This is a genomic window from Kitasatospora sp. NPDC023120 (assembly GCF_055560835.1).
The window spans coordinates 90,808-111,334 of sequence record NZ_JBVHHY010000017.1 but is presented as its reverse complement, the minus strand read 5'-3'; the positions used below and the strand labels follow the sequence as shown (position 1 = coordinate 111,334).

13 protein-coding genes are annotated in these 20,527 nt (G+C 75.0%); 2 read left to right on the top strand and 11 right to left on the bottom strand.

Annotated elements, in window-relative coordinates; translation table 11 throughout:
- Positions 1-234 precede the first annotated feature (234 nt).
- Complete coding sequence (locus tag ACZ3TI_RS24790) at positions 235-2,502, bottom strand: ATP-dependent DNA helicase UvrD2 (protein WP_465729666.1); 2,268 nt, start codon at positions 2,500-2,502, stop codon at positions 235-237.
- A gap of 163 nt (positions 2,503-2,665) precedes the next feature.
- On the opposite strand from ACZ3TI_RS24790, the gene ACZ3TI_RS24785 reads away from it, so the two are divergent.
- Positions 2,666-2,923 carry a mycoredoxin gene (locus ACZ3TI_RS24785; RefSeq protein WP_465729664.1) on the top strand — a complete coding sequence of 86 codons (258 nt, stop codon included), beginning with the start codon at positions 2,666-2,668 and terminating at the stop codon, positions 2,921-2,923.
- 28 nt (positions 2,924-2,951) lie between these two features.
- Here the strand turns inward: ACZ3TI_RS24785 and ACZ3TI_RS24780 are convergent, their stop codons facing one another.
- The 6 genes from ACZ3TI_RS24780 to ACZ3TI_RS24755 all read right to left on the bottom strand — a co-directional run bounded on the left by ACZ3TI_RS24780 (position 2,952) and on the right by ACZ3TI_RS24755 (position 10,932).
- The gene (locus tag ACZ3TI_RS24780) at positions 2,952-3,791 is read right to left on the bottom strand and encodes a GntR family transcriptional regulator (RefSeq protein WP_465729662.1); all 840 of its coding nucleotides are present in this window, start codon (positions 3,789-3,791) and stop codon (positions 2,952-2,954) included.
- 264 nt (positions 3,792-4,055) lie between these two features.
- Positions 4,056-5,006, bottom strand: a complete 951-nt coding sequence (gene nudC, locus ACZ3TI_RS24775; RefSeq protein ID WP_465729660.1) for an NAD(+) diphosphatase — start codon at positions 5,004-5,006, stop codon at positions 4,056-4,058.
- Between the two features lie 60 nt (positions 5,007-5,066).
- The gene (locus ACZ3TI_RS24770) at positions 5,067-6,470 is read right to left on the bottom strand and encodes a dipeptidase (RefSeq protein ID WP_465729658.1); all 1,404 of its coding nucleotides are present in this window, start codon (positions 6,468-6,470) and stop codon (positions 5,067-5,069) included.
- 133 nt (positions 6,471-6,603) lie between these two features.
- Positions 6,604-9,468: an FtsX-like permease family protein gene (locus ACZ3TI_RS24765; protein ID WP_465729656.1), complete on the bottom strand. Its 2,865-nt coding sequence runs from the start codon at positions 9,466-9,468 to the stop codon at positions 6,604-6,606.
- Complete coding sequence (locus tag ACZ3TI_RS24760; protein ID WP_465729835.1) at positions 9,465-10,232, bottom strand: ABC transporter ATP-binding protein; 768 nt, start codon at positions 10,230-10,232, stop codon at positions 9,465-9,467. The genes ACZ3TI_RS24765 and ACZ3TI_RS24760 overlap by 4 nt, the downstream gene beginning before the upstream one ends.
- A 64-nt stretch (positions 10,233-10,296) precedes the next feature.
- A complete protein-coding gene (locus ACZ3TI_RS24755) occupies positions 10,297-10,932 on the bottom strand; it encodes a PadR family transcriptional regulator (protein WP_465729654.1) in 636 nt (211 codons plus the stop codon).
- Between the two features lie 109 nt (positions 10,933-11,041).
- Between ACZ3TI_RS24755 and ACZ3TI_RS24750 the strand changes: the two genes are divergently transcribed.
- On the top strand, positions 11,042-12,013 hold the full coding sequence (locus ACZ3TI_RS24750) for an endonuclease/exonuclease/phosphatase family protein (protein ID WP_465729652.1): 972 nt from the start codon (positions 11,042-11,044) through the stop codon (positions 12,011-12,013).
- A gap of 6 nt (positions 12,014-12,019) precedes the next feature.
- Here ACZ3TI_RS24750 and ACZ3TI_RS24745 read toward each other — a convergent pair whose 3' ends face one another.
- The 4 genes from ACZ3TI_RS24745 to ACZ3TI_RS24730 all read right to left on the bottom strand — a co-directional run bounded on the left by ACZ3TI_RS24745 (position 12,020) and on the right by ACZ3TI_RS24730 (position 20,510).
- Positions 12,020-13,204, bottom strand: coding sequence for a PP2C family protein-serine/threonine phosphatase (locus tag ACZ3TI_RS24745; protein WP_465729650.1), 1,185 nt, complete (start codon positions 13,202-13,204; stop codon positions 12,020-12,022).
- A 194-nt stretch (positions 13,205-13,398) separates the two neighbouring features.
- Positions 13,399-16,623, bottom strand: a complete 3,225-nt coding sequence (locus ACZ3TI_RS24740) for a UvrD-helicase domain-containing protein (RefSeq protein WP_465729648.1) — start codon at positions 16,621-16,623, stop codon at positions 13,399-13,401.
- 91 nt (positions 16,624-16,714) lie between these two features.
- Entirely contained in the window at positions 16,715-20,065 is a 3,351-nt protein-coding gene (locus tag ACZ3TI_RS24735) for an ATP-dependent helicase (RefSeq protein WP_465729646.1), read from the bottom strand.
- A gap of 67 nt (positions 20,066-20,132) precedes the next feature.
- Positions 20,133-20,510, bottom strand: a complete 378-nt coding sequence (locus ACZ3TI_RS24730) for an MGMT family protein (RefSeq protein ID WP_465729644.1) — start codon at positions 20,508-20,510, stop codon at positions 20,133-20,135.
- Positions 20,511-20,527 lie beyond the last annotated feature (17 nt).

Genomic DNA, 20,527 nt, shown 5'->3' with positions numbered 1-20,527 from the left:
GCGGAGCCAGGTTCCCCCGGCTCCGAATGTTCGGATGTCTGTCTCGGTAAAGCTGTGGGCGCAGGGGAATCGGCACAGGTGTCACCCCGTGCGACCGCGTCCCCTTGACCGCTCCGGCAGGCTATTGCGCTCCCGGTATGCCGCGCAAACTATTTTTCGCGGCGAGTTCCACGGCGTGTTCCACGGCCGGTGTCGAAGTCCCCGAGCAGTCCCCTGGACCGCGCCCGCGCCGGCTCACGCCGGATCGACCGAACCGTCGTCCTCGACGCCGTCCGGATCCTCCTCGGGCTCCTCCCCCGCACACAACGAGAGCACGGCGGCCCCGTACTTGTCCAGCTTCATCGCACCGACCCCGGAGATCGCGGCCAGTTCGCCGCGCCCGGTGGGCACGTCCTCGGCGATCGCCATCAGCGTCGCGTCGGTGAAGACCACGTAGGCCGGGGCGCCCTGCTTCCTGGCCTGCCCGGCGCGCCACTCGCGCAGCCGCTCGTAGAGCGCCTCGTCCATCGTGGACGGGCAGCTCTCGCAGCGGCGCAGCTTGCGCTCGACGGCGTCGGTGAGCGCCCGGTCGCAGACCCGGCACTTGACCGGGCCGCGGACCCTCCGGGCGGCGGAGCGCTCGCCGGGCTCGATGCCCCCGCGCCCGCCGCGCGCACCGGTCCGCGCGCCGGGGGCGGCGGAGCCCGGGCGCAGCCCGTCGAGGAAGCGGCTGGGCTTGCGGCCGGCGCGCCCGCCCGGGGAGCGGGAGAGCGCCCAGGAGAGGGAGAGGTGCTTGCGGGCGCGGGTGACGCCGACGTAGAGCAGCCGGCGCTCCTCCTCGACCTGCTCGTCGGTCTTGGCGTAGATGATCGGCAGGGTGCCCTCGGTGAGGCCGACGAGGAAGACGGCGTCCCACTCGAGGCCCTTGGCGGCGTGCAGGGAGGCGAGGGTGACGCCTTCGACGGCGGGGGCGTGCTGGGCGGCGGCGCGGGCGTCGAGTTCGGCGACGTAGGCGGCGAGGTCGCTGCCCTGCCCCTCGGCGGCGCGGGTGCGCTCGAACTCCTCGGCCAGCCGGACGAGCGCGGCGAGGGACTCCCAGCGGTCGCGGACGGCGCCGGAGCCGGCCGGGGGCTCGGCGGTGAAGCCCCGGGTGGCGAGGACGGCGCGGACCTGGCCGGCGAGGTCGGGGGCGCCGTCGGTGAGCGGGTCGGAGGCGGCGCGGGCGGCGCCGCGCAGCAGGACGCCGGCGTCGCGGACCTCGGGGCGCTCGAAGAACCGCTCGGCGCCCTTGAGCTGGTAGGGGACGCCGAGGTCGGCGAGGGCCTGTTCGTAGACCTCGGACTGGCCGTTGGTGCGGAAGAGGACGGCGATCTCGCTGGCGCGCACGCCGGCGGCGAGGAGGTCCTTGATCCGGCGGGCGGTGGTCTCGGCCTCGGTCGGCTCGTCCTCGTACTCGGTGTAGACGGGCTCGGGGCCGGCCTCGCGCTGGGAGACGAGTTCGAGGCGGTGGCGGGCGGCCTCGCCGCGGGCCTGGGCGAGCAGTCCGTTGGCGAGGTGGACGACCTGGGGGGTGGAGCGGTAGTCGCGGACGAGCTTGACGACCGTCGCCTCGGGGTGGCGGCTGCGGAAGTTCAGCAGGTAGTCGGGGGTGGCGCCGGTGAAGGAGTAGATGGTCTGGCTGGCGTCGCCGACGACGCACAGGCTGGCGCCGCCGCCGGGGCCGGTCCACTGGTCGAGTAGCCGCTGCTGGAGCGGGGAGACGTCCTGGTACTCGTCGACGGTGAAGTGCCGGTACTGGGAGCGGACCTGGTCGGCGATGTCCGGGCGGTCCTCCAGGATGGCGGCGGTGAGCAGCAGGACGTCCTCGAAGTCCATGCTGCCGCGGCGGCTCTTGGCCTCTTCGTAGACGCGGTAGACCTGCGCCGTCTCGGCCGGGTCGCGGGGGGCCTCGCGGCCGGACTTGGCGACGGCGGCCGGGTAGTCCTCGGGGGAGATCTGGGTGACCTTGGCCCATTCGATCTCGGCGGTGAGGTCGCGCAGCTCGGTGCGCTGGACGCGCAGGCCGCAGCGGCCGGCGGCCTCGGCGACGAGCTGGACCTTGCGTTCGAGGAGCTGCGGGACGGGCCCGCCGACGGCGCGCGGCCAGAAGTACTGGAGCTGGCGCAGGGCGGCGGCGTGGAAGGTGCGGGCCTGGACGCCGTCGGCGCCGAGCTGGCGCAGTCGGCCGCGCATCTCGCCGGCGGCGCGGGCGGTGAAGGTGACGGCGAGGACCTGCTGCGGGTGGTAGACGCCGCTGCGCACGCCGTAGGCGATCCGGTGGGTGATGGCGCGGGTCTTGCCCGTGCCGGCGCCGGCGAGGACGCAGACGGGGCCCTGCAGGGCGGTGGCGACGGCGCGCTGCTCGGGGTCGAGCCCGGCGAGCACGGCGTCGGGGCCCGTGGCGGCGCCGGGATCGGCCCAGGGGGAGCCGTGGGGGCCGTCGTACGGGCTGCCGCTCAAGAGGTCTTCCTGCATGCGTTCCATCCTCTCAGCCCGGTGGGACAACCGGGGTCGGGTTGTCCACAGGCCCGGTGCGATCGCAGGATGATCGCTCCGCAGCACGGCGACGGAGGGCCGGAATGCCCGCCGTCCGGTGGACGTTCCCTCCGGAGACCGTACGCACCTCTCTTTCGAAGGAGCCCCCTCGATGTCCGGCACCGTGACGATGTACAGCACGACCTGGTGTGGGTACTGCAACCGACTCAAGAGCCAGCTGGACCGTGAAGGCATCGGCTACACCGAGATCAACATCGAGGAGGACCCGGCGTCGGCGTCCTTCGTCGAGTCCGTGAACAACGGCAACCAGACGGTGCCGACGGTGCTGGTGACGCCGGTGAACGGCGGCGAGCGGGTCGTCATGACCAACCCGAGCCTGCTGCAGGTCAAGAAGGCCCTGGCCTCCTGAGCCGACCGGTCCGCCCGGCCGGCGCGCGTCACGTCGCGTCGGCCCGGGCGGGGTCGAAGGGCGCGGCGGGCGCGGGCAGGGTGGTGCGCGCGCCGAGGTCGCCGACGCCGTAGACGAGCCGGCTGCGGTCGGCCGAGTAACGGGTCTCGATGACCCGCACGGGCCCGCGCCGGTCGTAGGTGACGCGGGTCTGCACCATGAGCGGCACGCCGGGGCCGCCCTGGAACCACTGGGCCTCCTCGGGGCCGGGCATCCGGGCGACGAGGTGGTCGACGGCGCCGATCTCGACGCGCCCGAGGGAGGCGAGCACGGCCTCGTCCCCGCCCTCGACGGGGTCGGGTTCCATCAGCGGGGTGCCGGCGGCGAGTCCGGCCCGGTAGTGGCTCTCCTCGATGGAGTACGGTTCGCGGTCGAGCAGCCGCAGCTGGCGGCGGACCACGATGGCCTCGCCGGGGCGCAGTCCGAGCCGTTCGGCGATGTCGACGCGGGCCCGGACGATCATCATCTCGAAGTCGGTGCCGAGTTCGCGCCCGGCTTCGGCGGCCTCGCCGAGGTAGACGGCGGAGGGCGCGGCCAGGCAGTCGCGCGGCGCGGGGGCCAGGGTGGGTCCGTAGGCGCGGTGGTCCAGGACGGGGTGTTCGCGCAGGTAGGTGCCCTTGCCCTGGAGGCGGACCAGGCGGCCCTCGTTGACCAGGACGTCGACGGCGAGGCGGACGGTGTTGCGGGCGACACCGTACTGGCGCTCCAGTTCGCTCTCGACCGGCAGGGCGGCGTCGGCGGTGAACTCGCCCTCGGCGATCCGACGGCGCAGGTCGGCGGCGAGGCGCTGGTATTTGGGGGATTGGGCGGTGCCCCGGGGGATTGTCACCCTGGTGAATGTAGCGATTGCGGTGACACGGTTTCAGCCGTTTCCGGCAATGTCGTCCGTGCGGGTTGACGACGGGGCTCGGGAGGTGCCTTCCGGTAGCAGAACTAGCCCGTCCGGACACGAACAGCAGGTCGTGAAGAATTCCGGAAGGGATTGGAAGGGAAAAAGGGGGCGCGCAGCATCAGCCACGCGCCCCCTTTCTATGGAAGCCTCCGTGTGTTCCGCAGAACCCTCCCCGCGTTCCGCGGAAGCCCCCGTACAGAATTACCAGCGCGCCGCCGAGGGCAGCGGCTCGCCGTACCAGAGCTCGACCAGGTGCCGCGCGATCGAGATGCCGGACGGCGGCAGGATCTCGCCCGCCTCCATCCCGGCCCGCAGCTCCTCGCGGGAGAACCAGCGCGCCTCGGCCAGCTCCTCGCCGTCCACGGTGATCTCGGTGCCGCCCGGCAGTGCCTTGCCCTCGAAGCCGAGCATCAGGCTGGACGGGAACGGCCACGGCTGGCTGGCGACGTAGCGCACCTCGCCGACCCGTACGCCCGCCTCCTCGTGCACCTCGCGGGCCACCGCCTGCTCGATGGACTCCCCCGGCTCGACGAAGCCGGCCAGGGTCGACCAGCGGCCCTCCGGCCACAGCGCCTGACGGCCCAGCAGGCAGCGGTCCTGCTCGTCGGTGATCACCATGATCACCGCCGGGTCGGTGCGCGGGTAGTGCTCGGCCGCGCAGGAGGTGCAGCGCCGCACGTGCCCGGCGCCGGCCTTCTCGGTCGGGTGCCCGCAGCGCGAGCAGAAGCTGTGCAGCCGGTGCCAGTGCTCCAGCGCGACGGCGTGCACCAGGAGCCCGGCGTCGCGGTCGGAGAGCATCGCGCCGACCTCGCGCAGCCCGGCCGGGCGGGCGTCGCCGTCCAGGCGCCCGGGCAGGCTCTCGCCGGCCAGCGCGAAGTACGAGACGCCGTCCTCGTCGGTGCCGAGGAAGTACCGGTCGCCGGTCTGCGGCGCCTCGAAGGAGGGCAGCAGCACGAGTTCGGTGCCCTGCGCGGTGTCGACCACGAACGCCTCGCCGCCGGCGATCGGCAGCACCCGGGTGGCCGGGTGGCTCCAGGCGGCCGCCAGCCAGGGCTCGTCGAACCGGTGCTCGGCCGCCCGGTCCACCCCGGCCCGGGCCAGTGCCAGGTGCAGCGGGCGGTCGGTCTCAGGCACGGTGCTCACAGGTTCCATCCCCACGTGGTGAATCATCCGGATGAGTGATCTGACTGGCCATGGTGTGCCCGGATCGGGTCACGCGCCGGGCCGGAAGTTCTCGGCCAGGTCGCCCCACAGGTACGCGGCAGTCTCCACGCCCTTGGCCAGCAGGTCGAGTTCGACCTTCTCGTTGACCGAGTGCCAGCCGTCCGAGGGCACCGAGATGCCGAGGAACAGCACCGGCGCGCCCAGCACGTCCTGGAGGTCGGCGGCGGGGCCGGAGCCGCCCTCGCGGGTGAACAGGATCCGCTGCTCGAACGCCCGCCCCATCGAGCGGACCACGGACTGCAGCGCCGGGTGGTCCAGCGGGGTCAGGCAGGGCCGGGTCGCGCCCGGGAAGACCAGCTCGTACCGGACGCCCTCGGGCACCCGCTCGGCCACCCAGGTCCGCACCGCCTCCTGGACCTTCTCCACCTCCTGCCCGGCGACCAGCCGGAAGGACAGCTTGAGGTGCGCCGACGTGGGGACGATGGTCTTGCCGCCGGGGCCGGTGTAGCCGCCCCAGATGCCGTTGACCTCGGCGGTCGGGCGGGCCCAGATCCGCTCCAGGGTGGAGTAGCCGGCCTCGCCCCGGGTGCCGTACGACTTGGCGACCTTCAGCCACTGCTCCTCGTCGAAGGGCAGCTCGGCGAACAGCTCGCGCTCGCGCTCGGTCAGCTCGATCACGCCGTCGTAGAAGCCCGGGATCGCCACCCTGCGGTCGGCGTCGTGCAGGGCGGCGGCCAGCTCGGCCGCGACCTGGGCCGGGTTGGGGACGGCGCCGCCGAAGGAGCCGGAGTGGATGTCGGTGTCCGGACCGTACAGGTCGATCTGGGCGTCGGCGAGGCCGCGCATGCCGGTGCAGACGGTCGGCGTGGACGCGGACCACATGCCGGTGTCGGAGATGACGACCACGTCGGCGGCCAGCCGCTCGGCCTCGCGGCGGACCAGGGCGGCGAAGTTCGGCGAGCCGGACTCCTCCTCGCCCTCGATCAGCAGCTTGAGGTTGACGGCCGGCGCGGTGCGGCCGGTGGTGGCCAGGTGGGCCCGCACACCCAGGGTGTGGAAGAACACCTGGCCCTTGTCGTCGGCGGCGCCGCGCGCGTACAGCCGGTCGCCGACCACGGTCGGGGTGAACGGCTCGGTGTCCCAGCCGTCCGCCTTCGCGGCGGGCTGCACGTCGTGGTGTCCGTAGACCAGGACGGTCGGCGCGGACGGGTCCTCGGAGGGCCACTCGGCGAACACCGCCGGCAGGCCGTCGCTCTCCCACACCTCGGCGACCGGGAAGCCGGTGCCGGCCAGCTTGGCGGCCAGCCACTCGGCGGAGCGCCGCACGTCGCCGGCGCGGTCCGGGTCCGCCGAGACCGAGGGGATGGCCAGCCACTCGGAGAGGTCCGCGAGGAAGGCGGCCTGGTGCTGGTCGATGTAGGAGCGGACGGCGCTGTCCGGGGTTCTCGTCATACCGACGACTGTAGTTCGCCCGTGCGGGTGCCCGCCCCGGCCGTCCGGCTGCCGGGCCCTCCCGGGGCTGTAACCTCCGTCACCCCCGCCGCGGCGGGTGCGCGGACGGGGGTGACGGGGCGAGGTCGCGGGCTCAGCCCGAGCGGCGCAGCATCGTGATCCGCGAGCGGGTCAGCACTGCCGCGAGGGCGGCCGCGAGCAGCGGCAGCACCACCACGGTGGCGGCGATGGTGGGCCAGGGGAAGACCACGAGCGCCTTGTCGGCGATCTCCTCGGGGCTCATCCCGGGGTAGCTGCTCGCCGCGCCCTCGACCTTGCGCAGCGCCACACCGGGCACGATCCCGCTGACCACGCCGAGCAGGGCGCCCATGGCGGCGATCACGCCGCACTGGAAGCCCGACAGCGAGCGCCGGATGCGGGGCTCGGCGCCGACCGCCGCGAGGGTGGTGAGGTCGCGCTGGGAGTCGGCGGCGGCCAGGCCGGTGGCGATGCCGGCCGCGCCGAGGGCGACCAGCCCGGCGAAGGCGGTCAGGCCGAGGGTGACGAGGCCGGCCTCGGACCGGTAGCCGCGCTCGATGTTGAGCAGGCTGCGGTCGGTGATCTTGGCCAGGGCGCCGTCGGCCTTCTGCTGGGCGCCGTCGGAGGGCACGGTGGCGGGCAGCCAGACCGAGCCGGCCGCCGAGGTGGTGAACCCGAGCCGGGCGGCGGTGGCCGGGCTGAACACGACCTGCCCGGGGGCGGGCAGCGCGGCGTCCGCGAGGACCGCGTCGACGGCGATCTCGTGGCGGACGGGCTTGCGGGCGGCGGCGCCGCTCGCGCCGTGGTCGACCGGCTCGCTGTACTGCAGGGCGACCTTGCCGTCCTTCAGCCACCGGGCGTCGAAGACCACGGCCTTGCCTGCGGCGAGGGCCTGCCCGGCGGCCGGATCGGTGACCCCGTAGAGGTTGTGCAGCAGGGCGGCGTCGCCGGCCGTCAGGGGGCCGTACGGGCTGCCGCGGCGGGTGCTGATCTGGCAGCGCTTGTCGGTCGACACGATCTGCTCGGCCTCGCCGGGGCCGAACTCGCGGTCGCCGTCGAGGACGGGGCAGCGGATCTCCTTGGGCAGCTCGACGCTGATGTAGCCGCACGGCCCGCCGTCGGAGCAGTTGCCCTTGTAGTGCACGTTCTGGACGTCGGCGCGCGGCCCCAGGTCGGGGATGGAGCGTTCGACGGCCTCGCGCATCTGCGGCAGCAGCCTGTCGTCGGCACCGGAGAGCCAGCCGCTGCCGAGCAGGACGGCACCTGAGGGGCCGTGGGCGAGGTACTCGCGCCGGTACTGCTCCTCGAAGCTGGCGGTGTACACGCTGACGGCGACGGAGCCGGCCACGGCGGCCATGACGGCGGCGACGGCGGGCGCGGTGCGGCCGCGGTGGCGCACCGAGTCGCGCAGGGCGAGCCGAGGGCCGAGAGAGAGCCAGCGGCCGAGCCGGCCGAAGAGGCCGACCAGGTAGGGCGTGAGGGCGACCATGCCGAGCTCGGCGACGGCGGAGCCGCCGAGGACGGCGAGGCTGCGGTTGCCGCTGGTGGCGCCGAACAGGGCGAGGGCGGCGCCGCCGCCGAGCATCACCAGTCCGAGCACGGCGAGCTTGCGGCTCGGGGGCTTGAGCGAGTCGCGGCCGGTGAGCGCGGAGACGACGTCCTGGCGGGAGGCCTGGACGGCGGGGACGACGGCGGCGAGCAGACCGGTGACCAGGCCGACCAGCAGGATGCCGAGCAGGTCGCCCGGCTGGAGGGCGAAGTGTCCGAAGCGCTTGCCGGCCCGCTCCTCGGCCTGGGTGCGCAGCAGGGCGACCAGGCCGACGCCGAGGCCGAGGCCGATCGCGGCGCCGGTGACGCCGAGGACGATGCCCCCGCCGAGGACGACGGCGCGGACGTTGGCCCGGTCACCGCCGGCGGCGGCGAGCAGGCCCAGCTGCCGCCGGGAGCGCCGGGCCCCGACGGCGAAGGCGGGGCCCGCGAGGAGGACGATCTCCAGCAGGGCCATGCCGACGACGGTGGCGAGGATGACGACGCTGGTCCTGTTGAAATAGGAGGTCTCCATGCCCGAGTGCCGGTCCTGCTCGGCGTAGTAGGGCACGTCGGCGCGGGCCGGGGGGTCGATCAGGACGGCGCGCGAGGTGACGTTGAAGCCGTACTCGTTGAGTTCGGTGACCTTGTGCCAGTCGAGTCCGGCACCGTCCGGGAGCTTGACCAGCCAGCGGGTGGGCTCGCCGGTGCCGGCGGACGGGCCGCGGGTGGCGCCGGGGGTCTGGGCGAGCCGGTCGATCACGGCGCCGGGCGGCGCGACGAGCTCGGTGGCGCCGAGGTCGCCGGGGTACTCGTAGACGCCGGTGATGGTGAACGGGGTGGCCTCCAGGCCGCGGACGGCGGTCCGGTCGCCGAGCTTGAGGCCGGAGCGCTTGAGGAAGTCCGGGGTGACGGCTGCCTCGCGCTCGTTCGCGGGGGCGCGGCCCTGGACCCTGTTCAACCGCCCGTTCCAGACCGGGTCGTTCAGGTCGGCCTCGGTGACGCGGGTGGCGAGCAGGCCCTCGGTGCTGCTCGCCGCGGTGTACGGGCCCTGGCGTTCGGGCACCAGGGCGGCCCCGGCAGGGAGCAGCTGCCGGGCCAGTTCGGTGGGTGCGGTGTCGAGGGCGCGTTGCTGCGCGGGGGTGTGCCGCGGGGCGGCGCCGTCCTGCGCGGCGTCCTCGGGGCTCTTGACGGTGAACCCCTGCTCCGGGTCGGGCGCCTGCAGGACGGAGGAGCCGCGCTCGATCATCTCCAGCTCGGCGGCGGACTGGCCCATGACGCGTACGGCGTGTTCGGCGGGCGAGAGTTCGGCGCTGCGGAAGACCACGTCGGCACCGGTGACGCCGAGGACGGGCAGGGCGACCATCGCGACGACGAGGGCGCTGCGGCCCTTGGCGCGCAGGGCGTCACGGCGGGCGATGCGCAGGGCGACCCGCCAGGCGCTGAGCTTCACTCGTCCACCTTCATGCTGTTGGTGGCGGCGCTGACGAGCAGGCTGGCGGCGTCCTGGCTGGCGGACTCGTCGACCATGCGGCCGTCGCGCAGGAAGACCACACGGTCGGCCCAGGCGGCGTGCCGGGCCTCGTGGGTGACCATCATGGCGGCGGCGCCGGCGTCGCAGCGGGCGCGCAGGACGGCGAGGACGGCCTCGCCGGTGGTGGAGTCGAGGGCGCCGGTGGGTTCGTCGGCGAGGACCAGGCGGCGGTCGCCGATCAGGGCGCGGGCGATGGCGACGCGCTGCTGCTGGCCGCCGGACATGTCGTCGGGGAAGCGGTCGGCGAGTTCGGGGATGCCGAGCTCCTCCAGGGCGGCGAGGGCCTCGCGGCGGGCGGCGCGGGCGGACAGCCCGTCGAGTTCGCGCGGCAGCGAGATGTTCTCGGCGGCGGTGAGGGCCGGTATCAGGTTGTAGTCCTGGAAGACGTAGCCCACCGAGCGGCGGCGGACCTGGGCGAGCTTCTTGCGGTTGAGCTCGCCGAGGACGACGCCCTCGACCAGGACCCGGCCGCTGCTCGGGGTGTCGAGGCCGCCGGCCAGGGTGAGCAGGGTCGACTTGCCGGAGCCGGAGGGGCCCATGACGGCGACGAACTCGCCGGGGTGGACTTTGAGGTCGACGCCGCGCAGCGCCTGGACCTCCGCCGCGCCGTGGCCGTGGACGCGGGTGACGTCCTCCAGGTGCAGCACCGGTGCCTGCCGGGGCTCTTGGGTGTGGGACACGATTCCCCCCTTGTGCTGGGTGTGGGTCCGGGTCGGAGCCCGGGCCGGTGGTTCGGGTGCCGGTGCCTCAGGCGCGCAGCCGGCGGCCGCGCTTGGCGGGCGCGGGTGCGGCGCCGCCGTCGCGGGCGGCCTCGGCGGTGCGGGCCTGCAGGAGCTCGGCCTGCTGGGCGAGCCGGGTCTCGCAGTGGTCGAGCCAGCGGATCTCGGCTTCGGTCTGGAAGATCAGCTGGTCGAGGACGAGCAGCCAGGCGAGGTCGTTGCTCGCGGAGGGCACGACGCCCGGTCTGCCCTCCCCGGCGAGGGCGCGGCCCTTGAGCCGGGTGTAGTCCTGGAGCGCCTTGATGCTGTGCCGGCGCTGGCCCTGGACGACGGCGGAGACGTCCACCCCCGGGACGGTGACCGCCATGGCGAGCTTGATCGCCAGCTCGTCGCGCGGGGGGTTGGTCCGGGGCACCGGGGTGTCGAACCAGGTCCGCAGTTCGGCCCGGCCGGCATCGGTGACGGCGTAGAACTGGTGGCCCTCGTCGTCCTCCCCCGCGGCCTCGACCAGGCCGTCGCGCTCCAGCCGGGACAGTGTGGTGTAGACCTGCCCGACATTGAGCGGCCAGGTGGCGCCGGTGCGCGCCTCGAATTCGGTGCGCAGCTGGTAGCCGTAGCGCGGGCCCTGGTCGAGCAGGGCGAGCAGACCGTGACGGATGGACATACTCAGTATGTATACCCGGTATGCCCTACCGCCTCAAGCCGCCCCCTCGAGCCGCCCCTCCCCCGGTCTCCGTCGGGGGATCCGAGGCGACCGGGTACCGTCGTGCGGTGTGAGCCAGTTGCGCATCGCCACCTTCAACCTGTTGCACGGTCAGCCCCTCGCCGCGGACGGCGCGCCGCGGCCCTATCCGGCCGACGCCGGGGAACCGCTGGCCGCGGCGGTGGCCGCCCTGGACGCCGACGTGCTGGCGCTGCAGGAGGTGGACCGGCACCAGCCGCGCTCCGGCGGCACCGACCAGGCGGCGGTCGCGGCCGCGGCGATGGGCGCCGAGGACTGGCGCTTCGCCGCCGCCCTGCACGGCCGGCCGGCACCGGTGGCGGGCTGGCTGCCCGAGCCGTCCGGCCCCGACGGCCTGCGGGTGTACGGGCCGGGCGAGGTGGGCGACGGCGCCTCCCCCTCGTACGGGACGGCGCTGCTGACCCGGCTGCCGGTGCGGCACTGGCGGGCCCGGCGCTTCGCCCCGGCGCCGTTCGGGCTGCCGCTGCGGGTGGCCGGCCGGCGCGGGCTGACGCCGGTGCCGGACGAGCCGCGGGCCGCGCTGGCGGCGGTGCTGGAGGGCGAGCGGGGGCCGTTCACCGTGGTGGCGGCGCACCTGTCCTTCGTGCCGGGCTGGAACATGGCGCAGCTGGCCGGCATCCGGCGGTGGATCGCCGACCTGCCGCAGCCGTACCTGGTGCTGGGCGACTTCAACCTCGTCGGCGCGGTGCCGCGCACGGTGCTCGGCGGGGCGACGGCGCTGGAGCGCACCGCGCCGCGGGTGCGGGTGCGGGAGCTTCGGGCGGCCCGGCGGGCCCGGCCGCAGCTGCCCGAGCCGCGCCGGCGCCGGGTGCGCGAGCCACGGCCCCGGCTGCAGGACTGGTACGACCTGGCGCGCACGCCGACCTACCCCTCGCACCGTCCGGCGGTGCAGTTCGACCACGTGCTGGCGGTCGGGGTGCCGCGCGCGGCGGTCGGCCCGGCGGCGGCGCCGCGCGCGGCGGTGTCGGACCACCGGCCGCTGCTGGTCGAGGTGTCTCTGTAACGGCCCCTAGTGCCGCGTCAGGACCCCGGCCTGCTGCGGGACGTGGATGCCGGGGGTCGGGTGCGGCTCGTACTGCAGGAGCAGCATGGCGGCGTCGTCGCCGAGCTGGCGTCCGACGTGCCGCACCACGTCCTCGTGCAGGCGCTGCAGGACGTCGGCGGGGCGGCCGTCGGCGCAGCGCGGGAACCGTTCGGCGAGCGGGTAGAAGGCGCCCGCGCGGTCGCGGGCCTCGATCACCCCGTCGGTGAACAGCAGCACCCGGTCCTCGCCCCGCAGCGGCACCCGGTGGACCGGCGGGCGGACGTCGGCCGGGTCGAGGACGCCCAGCGGCGGTACGGTCTCGGCGAGTTCGAGCGGGCGGACCTCGCCGCCGCGCAGCAGCAGCGGCGCGGGGTGCCCGCAGTTGACGATCTCGGCGGCGCCGTCGGGCCCGACGCCGATCAGCACCAGGGTGACGAACTCCTCCTCCACGCCCGGGTGGTCGTTCTCGTGCAGGGCGCGGTCGAGGCTGACGGCCAGCCAGCCCGCCACCCGGTCCAGCGCGGGCTCCTGGTGGGCGGCCTCGCGGAAGGCGCCCAGGACCGCGGCGGCCGTCTCGACCGCGCCGAGGCCCTTGCCGCGCACGTCGCCGACCACGGCCCGCACCCCGTGCCGGGTGTTGACCACCTCGTAGAGGTCGCCGCCGATGCGGGCGTGCGCGGCGGCGGCCTCGTAGTGGACGGCGGCCCGAACGGTGCCGACCCGCTCGGGGACGGGCCGCAGCAGGACCCGGCGGGCGATCGAGGCGACCAGCTGGGCGTCGGCCAGCGCCCGCTCCTGGCGCAGCCGCAGGGTGGCGCTGACCCAGCCGATCGTGGCGACGAGCAGGACGGCGATGACGCTGGCGGCGTGCACGGACGAGCCGAGCGTGTCGCTGCGGAAGGCCATCAGGAAGGCCGCCGCCTCGGTGCACAGACCGATGACGAACGGGTACCAGGTGCGTCGGCTGACCACGGCGGCCAGCGCGGGCACGGCGGTGAGGGCGGGTTCGACCGTCACGCCGGTGCCGCTGAGGTAGTCGAGGACGACGATCAGCGCCATGCCGATGAACGGCAGCGCCAGCGCCGTCCTCGGCCAGGTGCCGGTCGCGCCCGGAGCGGGCCCCGGGGTCGGCCCGGTGAACCGCTCTCTGATCCATCCGGTCGCGCTCAACTTCGGTCTCTCCAGCAGAAGGCGCCGATGCCCGGGGGCACCTGCGGTGATGACTGAGGGTTAGGGAACGCGGGCCTCGCTGGCGGCCGGAGCACGGGGGTTGACCGGTTACCGACCCCACAATAGGCGCGAAACGTGCACGACGCACAGGTTTCGGGCGTCGGCGTGACGAGTTGGATGCTCTGCGTGACTCATTAGTCACTGTTCCCGATCAGGAGCCGTTCCAACTCTTTTCGGTCGGGAAGTCCTGCCGGACGGACGATCCGTCCGCTGCGGACGTACAGGAACGAAGCCGTGACCAGCTCGGGATCGACGCCCATCTGCTCGGCCCAGGCCAGCCGGTAGACCGCGAGCTGCAACGGGTCGGCGGTCTCCTCGCGGTGGGTCTTCCAGTCCACCACTTCGTAGCGTGACACACCACCGGATCCTGACAACACGTCACCGTCCCGGTAGACCGCGTCGATCCGGCCGCGCACCACCCGCCCCGCCAGCACCAGCTGGAAGGGCGCCTCGACCCGGAAGGGCTTGCGCTGCGCGTACGGGGTGCGCAGGAACGCCTCCTTGAGCCGCTCCAGGTCCTGCTCGTCCTCGATGCCGTCGTCGTCGGCGCCGGGCAGCGCGCCGGGCTCGATCAGCAGCAGCGGCTCGATCCGGGACTGCACCCAGGCGTGGAAGCGGGTGCCGCGCCGGGCGGCGGGCTGCGGGGGGCGCGGCATCGGACGGGCCAGGTCGCGGGCGAAGCCGTCCGGGTCGGCGGCCAGCCGCAGCAGCTGGGTGGCGGACAGCGCGGCGGGCAGCGGCACCTCGCGCGCGGTGCGCCGGGAGCGCTCCAACTCCCCCAGCAGCGCGGTCAGATCGCGGTCCCAGGAGGCAACCTGCCGCTGGTCCTCCGGGGCCATCTCCTCGGGCTCGGGAGCCCCGGCGCCGGCGAGCCGGCGACGCACCACCTCGGCGACCCGGCGGCGGGCGTGCTGCGCGTCCGGGTCCAGCGGCAGCGGCCAGGGGCGCTCGACGGGGGCGGCCAGCACCGGGTTCTCGGCACCCTTCTCCGGCTGCTCGGCCCAGTGCTCGACCTCGCCCGCACCGGGCTGCTCGCAGTGCTCGCGCAGCCCCTCCAGGAAGGCGGACGGGCCCCGGACGGTCTTCTGGCTCGGCCCCCACCAGTGCCCGGAGGCCAGCAGCAGCGAGCGCGGGCGGGTGAACGCGACATAGCCGAGGCGCAGTTCCTCGGTGCCGGAGTGCTCGGCCAGCTCCTTCTTGAACGCGGTCATCGACTTGCTCGTCCAGCCGCCGCGCACATCGGGCAGGGTGGCCGCGTCGCCGCGCAGGGCGTGCGGGAGCACCCGCTTGGCGCTGGTCCAGCGCTCGCGCGGGGTCGAGGAGGGGAATGCGCCCCGCACCAGGCCGGGGACGGCGACCACGTCCCACTCCAGACCCTTGGACTTGTGCGCGGTGAGCACCTTCACGGTGTCCTCGCCGCCGGGCAGACTGCTGTCCAGGCCGCGCTCGTACTCCTGGGCAGCGCGCAGGAAGCCGAGGAAGGCGGCGAGGCCCGGGTCGCCGTCGAGGTCGGCGAAGGAGGCGGCGACGTCCAGGAAGGCGTGCAGGGTCTCCCGCCGCCGGGCGGCCAGCGCCTGCGGGGAGGCGGCGAGCTCGACCTCCAGGCCGGTGACCGTCAGCACCCGGTGCAGCACGTCCATCAGCGGGTCGGCCAGCGAGCGGCGCAGTTCGCGCAGCTCCTGGGCGAGGCGGGCGAAACGCACCCGCGCCTCGGCGGAGAACGGCAGCTCGTCCGGCTTCCCCTCCCCACCGGGCTGGGCGTCGAGGAAGGTCTCCAGCGCGTCGGCCAGCGACACCACCTCGGTCGGGTCGGCCTCGGCGACCGCGGCGGCCAGCGCCTCGACGCCCTCGGGCCGGTCGGTGCGGACCAGCTCGGCGGCCCGGCGGCCGAGCAGCGCGAGGTCGCGCGGACCGATCCGCCAGCGCGGGCCGACCAGCAGCCGCACCAGCGCGGCGTTGGCGGTCGGGTCCTGCAGCACCTCGCAGACCGCCACCAGGTCGGCCACCTCGGGCAGTTGCAGCAGCCCGCCGAGGCCCACCACCTCGACCGGCACCTCGCGGGCGACCAGCGCCGCGTGGATGTCCGGGAACGCGCCGCCGCCCCGGCACAGCACGGCGATCCGGCCGGGCGCGGTACCAGTGCGCACCAGGTGGGCGATCGAGTCGGCGAGCCAGTCGACCTCCTCGGCGTGGGTGGGCAGCAGCGCCGTCCGTACGAAGCCGTCCTGCTCGGCGCCGGGGGCCGGGCGCAGCGCCTCGACGCCCTCGTGCATCTCCCGCAGCGGCGCGGCGAGCGCGTTGGCGAAGGCGAGCAGGCGGCCGCCGCTGCGGCGGTTCTCGCTGAGCGCGTAGCGGTCGGCGGGGCGGCCGTCGGCCTTGGGGAAGTGCCGGGGGAACTCGTCGAGGTTGGCGACGGAGGCACCGCGCCAGCCGTAGATCGCCTGGCAGGGGTCGCCGACGGCGGTCACCGGGTGGCCGCTGCCCGCGCCGTCGGGGCCGGCTCCGAACAGCCCGGCGAGCATCAGGCGCTGGGCGACCGAGGTGTCCTGGTACTCGTCCAGCAGCACGACCCGGAACTGTCCGCGCAGCAGCTCGCCGACCTCGGGGCGCTGCTGGGCGAGGCGGGCGGCGGCGGCTATCTGGTCGCCGAAGTCCATCAGCCCGGCGGAGCGCTTGCGGCGCCGGTACTCCTCGACCAGGCGCAGCAGCTCCTGCCGGGCCCGGGCGGTGGCCGGGACGGCCCGCAGGTCGTCGTTGGTCAGCTTGACGCCGGCGAGGGTGTCCAGCAGCTCCTCGTCGAAGTCGCGCAGGGCCTGTGGCTCGACCAGGTGCTCGGCGAGTTCGCCGTCCAGCGCGGTGAGGTCGGCGACCAGGTTGGCGAAGGTGCCGGTGAGCGCCGGGAACGGGCCGCGGGCGGTGCGCAGCACCTTGGCGGCGAGCTGGAAGCGGGTGGCGTCGGCGAGCAGCCGCACGTCCGGCTCGATGCCGATCCGCAGGCCGTGCTCCTTGAGCAGGCGGCCGGCGAAGGCGTGGTAGGTGGAGATCTCCGGGTCGCCGAGCGGTTCGGCGGCGTCCCGGTCCGCGACGCCCGCGCGCAGCAAGGCGGTGCGGACGCGTTCGGCGAGCTCGCCGGCGGCCTTGTTGGTGAAGGTGAGGCCGAGCACCTCCTCGGGCCGTACGGCACCGGAGCCGACCAGCCAGACGACCCGGGCGGCCATCACCGTGGTCTTGCCGGAGCCGGCGCCGGCCACGATCACGGCCGGGTCCAGCGGTGCGCCGATGGCCGCCATCTGCTCCCGGTTGAACGGGATCCCGAGCAGTTCCTTGAGCTGGTCGGGATGGCTGAGCACGGCGGTCACCCCGCAACCGTAACGGGCGGAACCGACACCCCGGACTCCCGGCCGGGGTGACCCTGGCTACTCGGCGAGCCCGGCTGCTCGGCGAGCCCGGCTACTCGACCAGCTGCGCCCCGTCCCGCTGGGCGGAGCAGCTGCGGCGGAAGGTGCAGCGGTCGCAGCCGCCGCCGGTCTGCGGGACGAAGCGCTCGGCGAGGACCTTCCCGGCGGCCTCGGCGAGCAGGTTCTCGATCCACGGCTCGCCCTCGGGCGGCTCCTGGTGCTGCACCTTGGGAGTGTCCTGGGCGGCCTTGGCGGAGGGTTCGCGCAGGTGGACCAGCTCGGCACCGCCGGTGGCCGGGGGGCGCTCGGCGAAGCCGGGCAGCTCGTTGAGGGCGCCAGCCCGGACGGCGAGCTGGTAGACGGCTAGCTGCTTGTGGTCGGGCAGCGACTTGTCGGTGGGGATCTGCTTGCCGGTCTTGAAGTCGACCACGTAGGCGCGCCCGGCCGCGTCCTTCTCCACCCGGTCCATCGAGCCGCGGATGCGCACCGAGACGCCGCCGACGTCGAGGGTGACGTCGAAGCCGTGCTCGGTCGCGACGAGGTCCCGGCCGCGTTCCAGGACGTGCCAGTTGAGGAAGCGCTCCAGGGCGGCGCGGGCCTCGGTCTTCTCCTGCTGGGACTTCCAGGGCGCGTCGAAGGCCAGCGCGTCCCACACGGTGTCCAGCCGTTCCATGAGGACGGCGAGGTCGGCGGGGGTGCGGCCGGAGCCGACCTCGTCGGCGAGCGCGTGCACCACGTTGCCGAAGCCCTGTGCGGCCGAGCCGGCGCTGCGGGCCTTGACCTCCTTGTCCAGGAACCACTGCAGCGAGCAGCTCTCCAGTTGCTCGAGGCCGCTGCCGGACAGCCGCACCGGCAGGTCCGCGCTGCGCAGCGGCTCGGGGGCGGCGGTCGGGTCGTCCAGGCCCCACCAGCGCTCGGGGTGGGCGGCGGGCACCAGCGGCAGCCCGTCCTCGTCGGTGGCGGCGGCGAGGGTGGCGAGGCGTTCGGCGGCGGCGCGGCGCAGCTCGGGCGAGCGGGTGCGGTCGACGGTGACCGCGCGCAGCTCGGCGACCAGCGCGGCGACGGACAGCGGCCGGCGCGGGCGGTGGGTGACGTCCTCGACGGTGACCGGCGGGGTGCGGCGCACCACCTTGCCGGTCCTGGGGTCGACGTCCTCGCGGTAGAGCTCGCGCAGGAAGCGGGAGGGTTCGTCGCCGTCGTCGGCGGGGGCCTTGACGGCGGTGACGATCAGTCGCTCCTTGGCGCGGGTCGCGGCCACGTAGAAGAGGCGGCGCTCCTCGCCGAGCAGGGCGGCCGGGGAGAGCGGTTCGGCGAGGCCGTCGCGGCCGATCCGGTCGGCTTCCAGCAGGGAGCCGCGGCGGCGCAGGTCGGGCCAGAGGCCGTCCTGGACGCCGGCCACGACGACCAGGCGCCACTCCAGACCCTTGGAGCGGTGGGCGGTCATCAGCCGGACGGCTTCGGGGCGGACGGCGCGGACGGTGAGGGTGTCGGCGGCGATGTCCTGGGCTTCGAGCTCGGCGAGCAGGTCGAGGGCGCTGCGGTGGCCGGTGACCTGTTCCTCGGCGCGGGCGGCGGTCTCGAACAGGGCGCACAGCGCGTCCAGGTCGCGGTCGGCGTTGCGGCCGGCGGCGCCGCCGCGCAGGGCGGCCCGCTCCAGGCGCTCGCGCCAGCGGCGGCTGCCGTCCCACAGCTCCCAGAGCGCCTCCTCGGCGGTGCAGCCGCCGGCCAGCAGCTCGCGGACCTTGCGCAGCAGGGTGCCGAGGTCGCGGGCGCGGCGGGCGTGCGCGGGGTCGAGGGCGACCAGCCGCTCGGGTTCGGCGAGGGCCTCGCGGATCAGCTCCCCGGCCGGGCGCGATGCGGCGGCGGGACGGCCTTCGGCGCGCAGCGCGGCACGTTCCTCCTCGCGCAAGGCGCGGCCCAGGCGCCGCAGGTCGGAGCCGTCCAGGCCGCCGAGCGGGCCGGTGAGCAGGGCGTGGGCCAGGTCGGTGGTGAGCGGGTCGGGGGCGTCCGGGTCGCCCTGCTTGTCGCGGGCGGCGAGTTCGGCGCAGACCCGCAGCGCGAGCAGCAGCTGGGCGACGGCGGGTTCCTCGCGCAGCGGCAGGTCGTCGCCGTCGATCTCCAGCGGGACGCCGGCCGCGCCGAGCGCCCGCCGCACGCCCGGTATCGAGCGGGCGCCGGCCCGGACGAGCACGGCCATCTCGCCCCAGGGCACCCCGTCCTCCAGGTGGGCGCGGCGCAGCAGGTCGGCGATCGAGTCGAGCTCGGCGCCGGGGGTCGGGTAGGTGTAGACCTCGACCCGGCCGCCCTCGCGGGAGGGCAGCAGGGCGCGGTGCTGGGCGAGCTTGTCGGCGGGCAGTCGGCCCATCGGCATCCGCCGGGCGACTTCCCGGGAGGCGGCGAGCAGGAGGGCGCCGGAGCGCCGGGAGACCCGCAGCACCTTGACCTCGGCGGGTTCGCCGTCGGCGCGGCGGAAGGTCTGCGGGAAGTCGAGGATGCCGTTGATGTCGGCGCCGCGGAAGGCGTAGATCGACTGGTCGGGGTCGCCGACCGCGACCAGGTCGCGTCCGCCGCCCGCGAGCCGGCGCAGCAGCCGGACCTGGGAGGGGTCGGTGTCCTGGTACTCGTCGACGAAGACGACGTCATAGCGCTGCCGCAGCTCCTCCCCGACCTCGGGGCGCTCGGCGAGCAGCACGGCGCGGTGGACGAGTTCGGCGTAGTCGAGGACGCCGCGCAGGTCGAGCACGTCGAGGTAGTCGGCCAGGAAGTGCGCGGCGGCGGCCCAGTCGGGGCGCTGGACGCCCTGGGCGAAGCGCTCCAGCTCGGCCTCGCCGAGGCCGAGCTCGCGGCTGCGGGCGAGGACGGCCCGGACCTCGTCGGCGAAGCCGCGGGTGGTCAGGCAGGCCCGCAGGTCCAGCGGCCAGGCGATCCGGGAGCTGCCGAGGCGGGCGTCCTCGGCGCCGCCGGCCAGCAGTTCGCGGACCATGACGTCCTGCTCGGGGCCGGAGAGCAGCCGCAGCGGCTCGGCGTAGTCCTGCGGGTCCTGGTGGGCGCGCAGCAGCGCGTAGCAGAAGGAGTGGAAGGTGGTGGCCTGCGGGGCGGCGGCGGAGCTGCCGAGGCGGCCGGACATCCGGTCGCGCAGTTCCATCGCGGCCTTGCGGCTGAAGGTGAGGACGAGGATCCGCTCGGGGTCGGTGCCGTCCGCGATCCGCCGGGCGACCGCCTCGACCAGGGTGGTGGTCTTGCCCGTGCCCGGGCCCGCCAGCACCAGCAGCGGCCCGTCGGCGTGCTCGACCACGGCGCGCTGGTAGGCGTCCAGCACGGGCGGGTCGGGCTGGACGAGCGGGCTGCGCACGAGCCGGTAGGGGGAGGTCACGAAGCTGGTCCTGGGGGTCGAACAGGGCATGGCGGGGCAGGCATGGCGGGGCGGGCCCGCCGGGGCCCGCCCGCATCGAGCCTACGATCCTCCCCCATCAATCCCGTCCGTGCGGGGAGTTCGGGGAAATCTCCCGCCCGTCCCAGCGGGCCCGCCGGAGGTCGACCCGGGGCGGGTCGGCGAGCTCGCGCAGCGGGGTGCCCTCCTCGCCGTAGTGGGCGAGGGCGCGCTGCTCGTGCCCGGGCAGGAAGCGGCCGTCCGCGCGGATCACCCGCCACCAGGGCACCGAGCCGCCGTACAGGGCCATCACCCGGCCGACCTGCCGGGGCCCGCCCTGGCCGAGGTACTCGGCGACGTCGCCGTAGGTCATCACCCTGCCGGGTGGAATCCGCTCGGTCAGGTCGAGCACCAGTTCGGCGAAGGGCGGCAGGGAGTCCGGGAGGCCGTCGTCTGTTACGTCCGTCACCTGCGGCATTCTTCCTCATAGGGGCG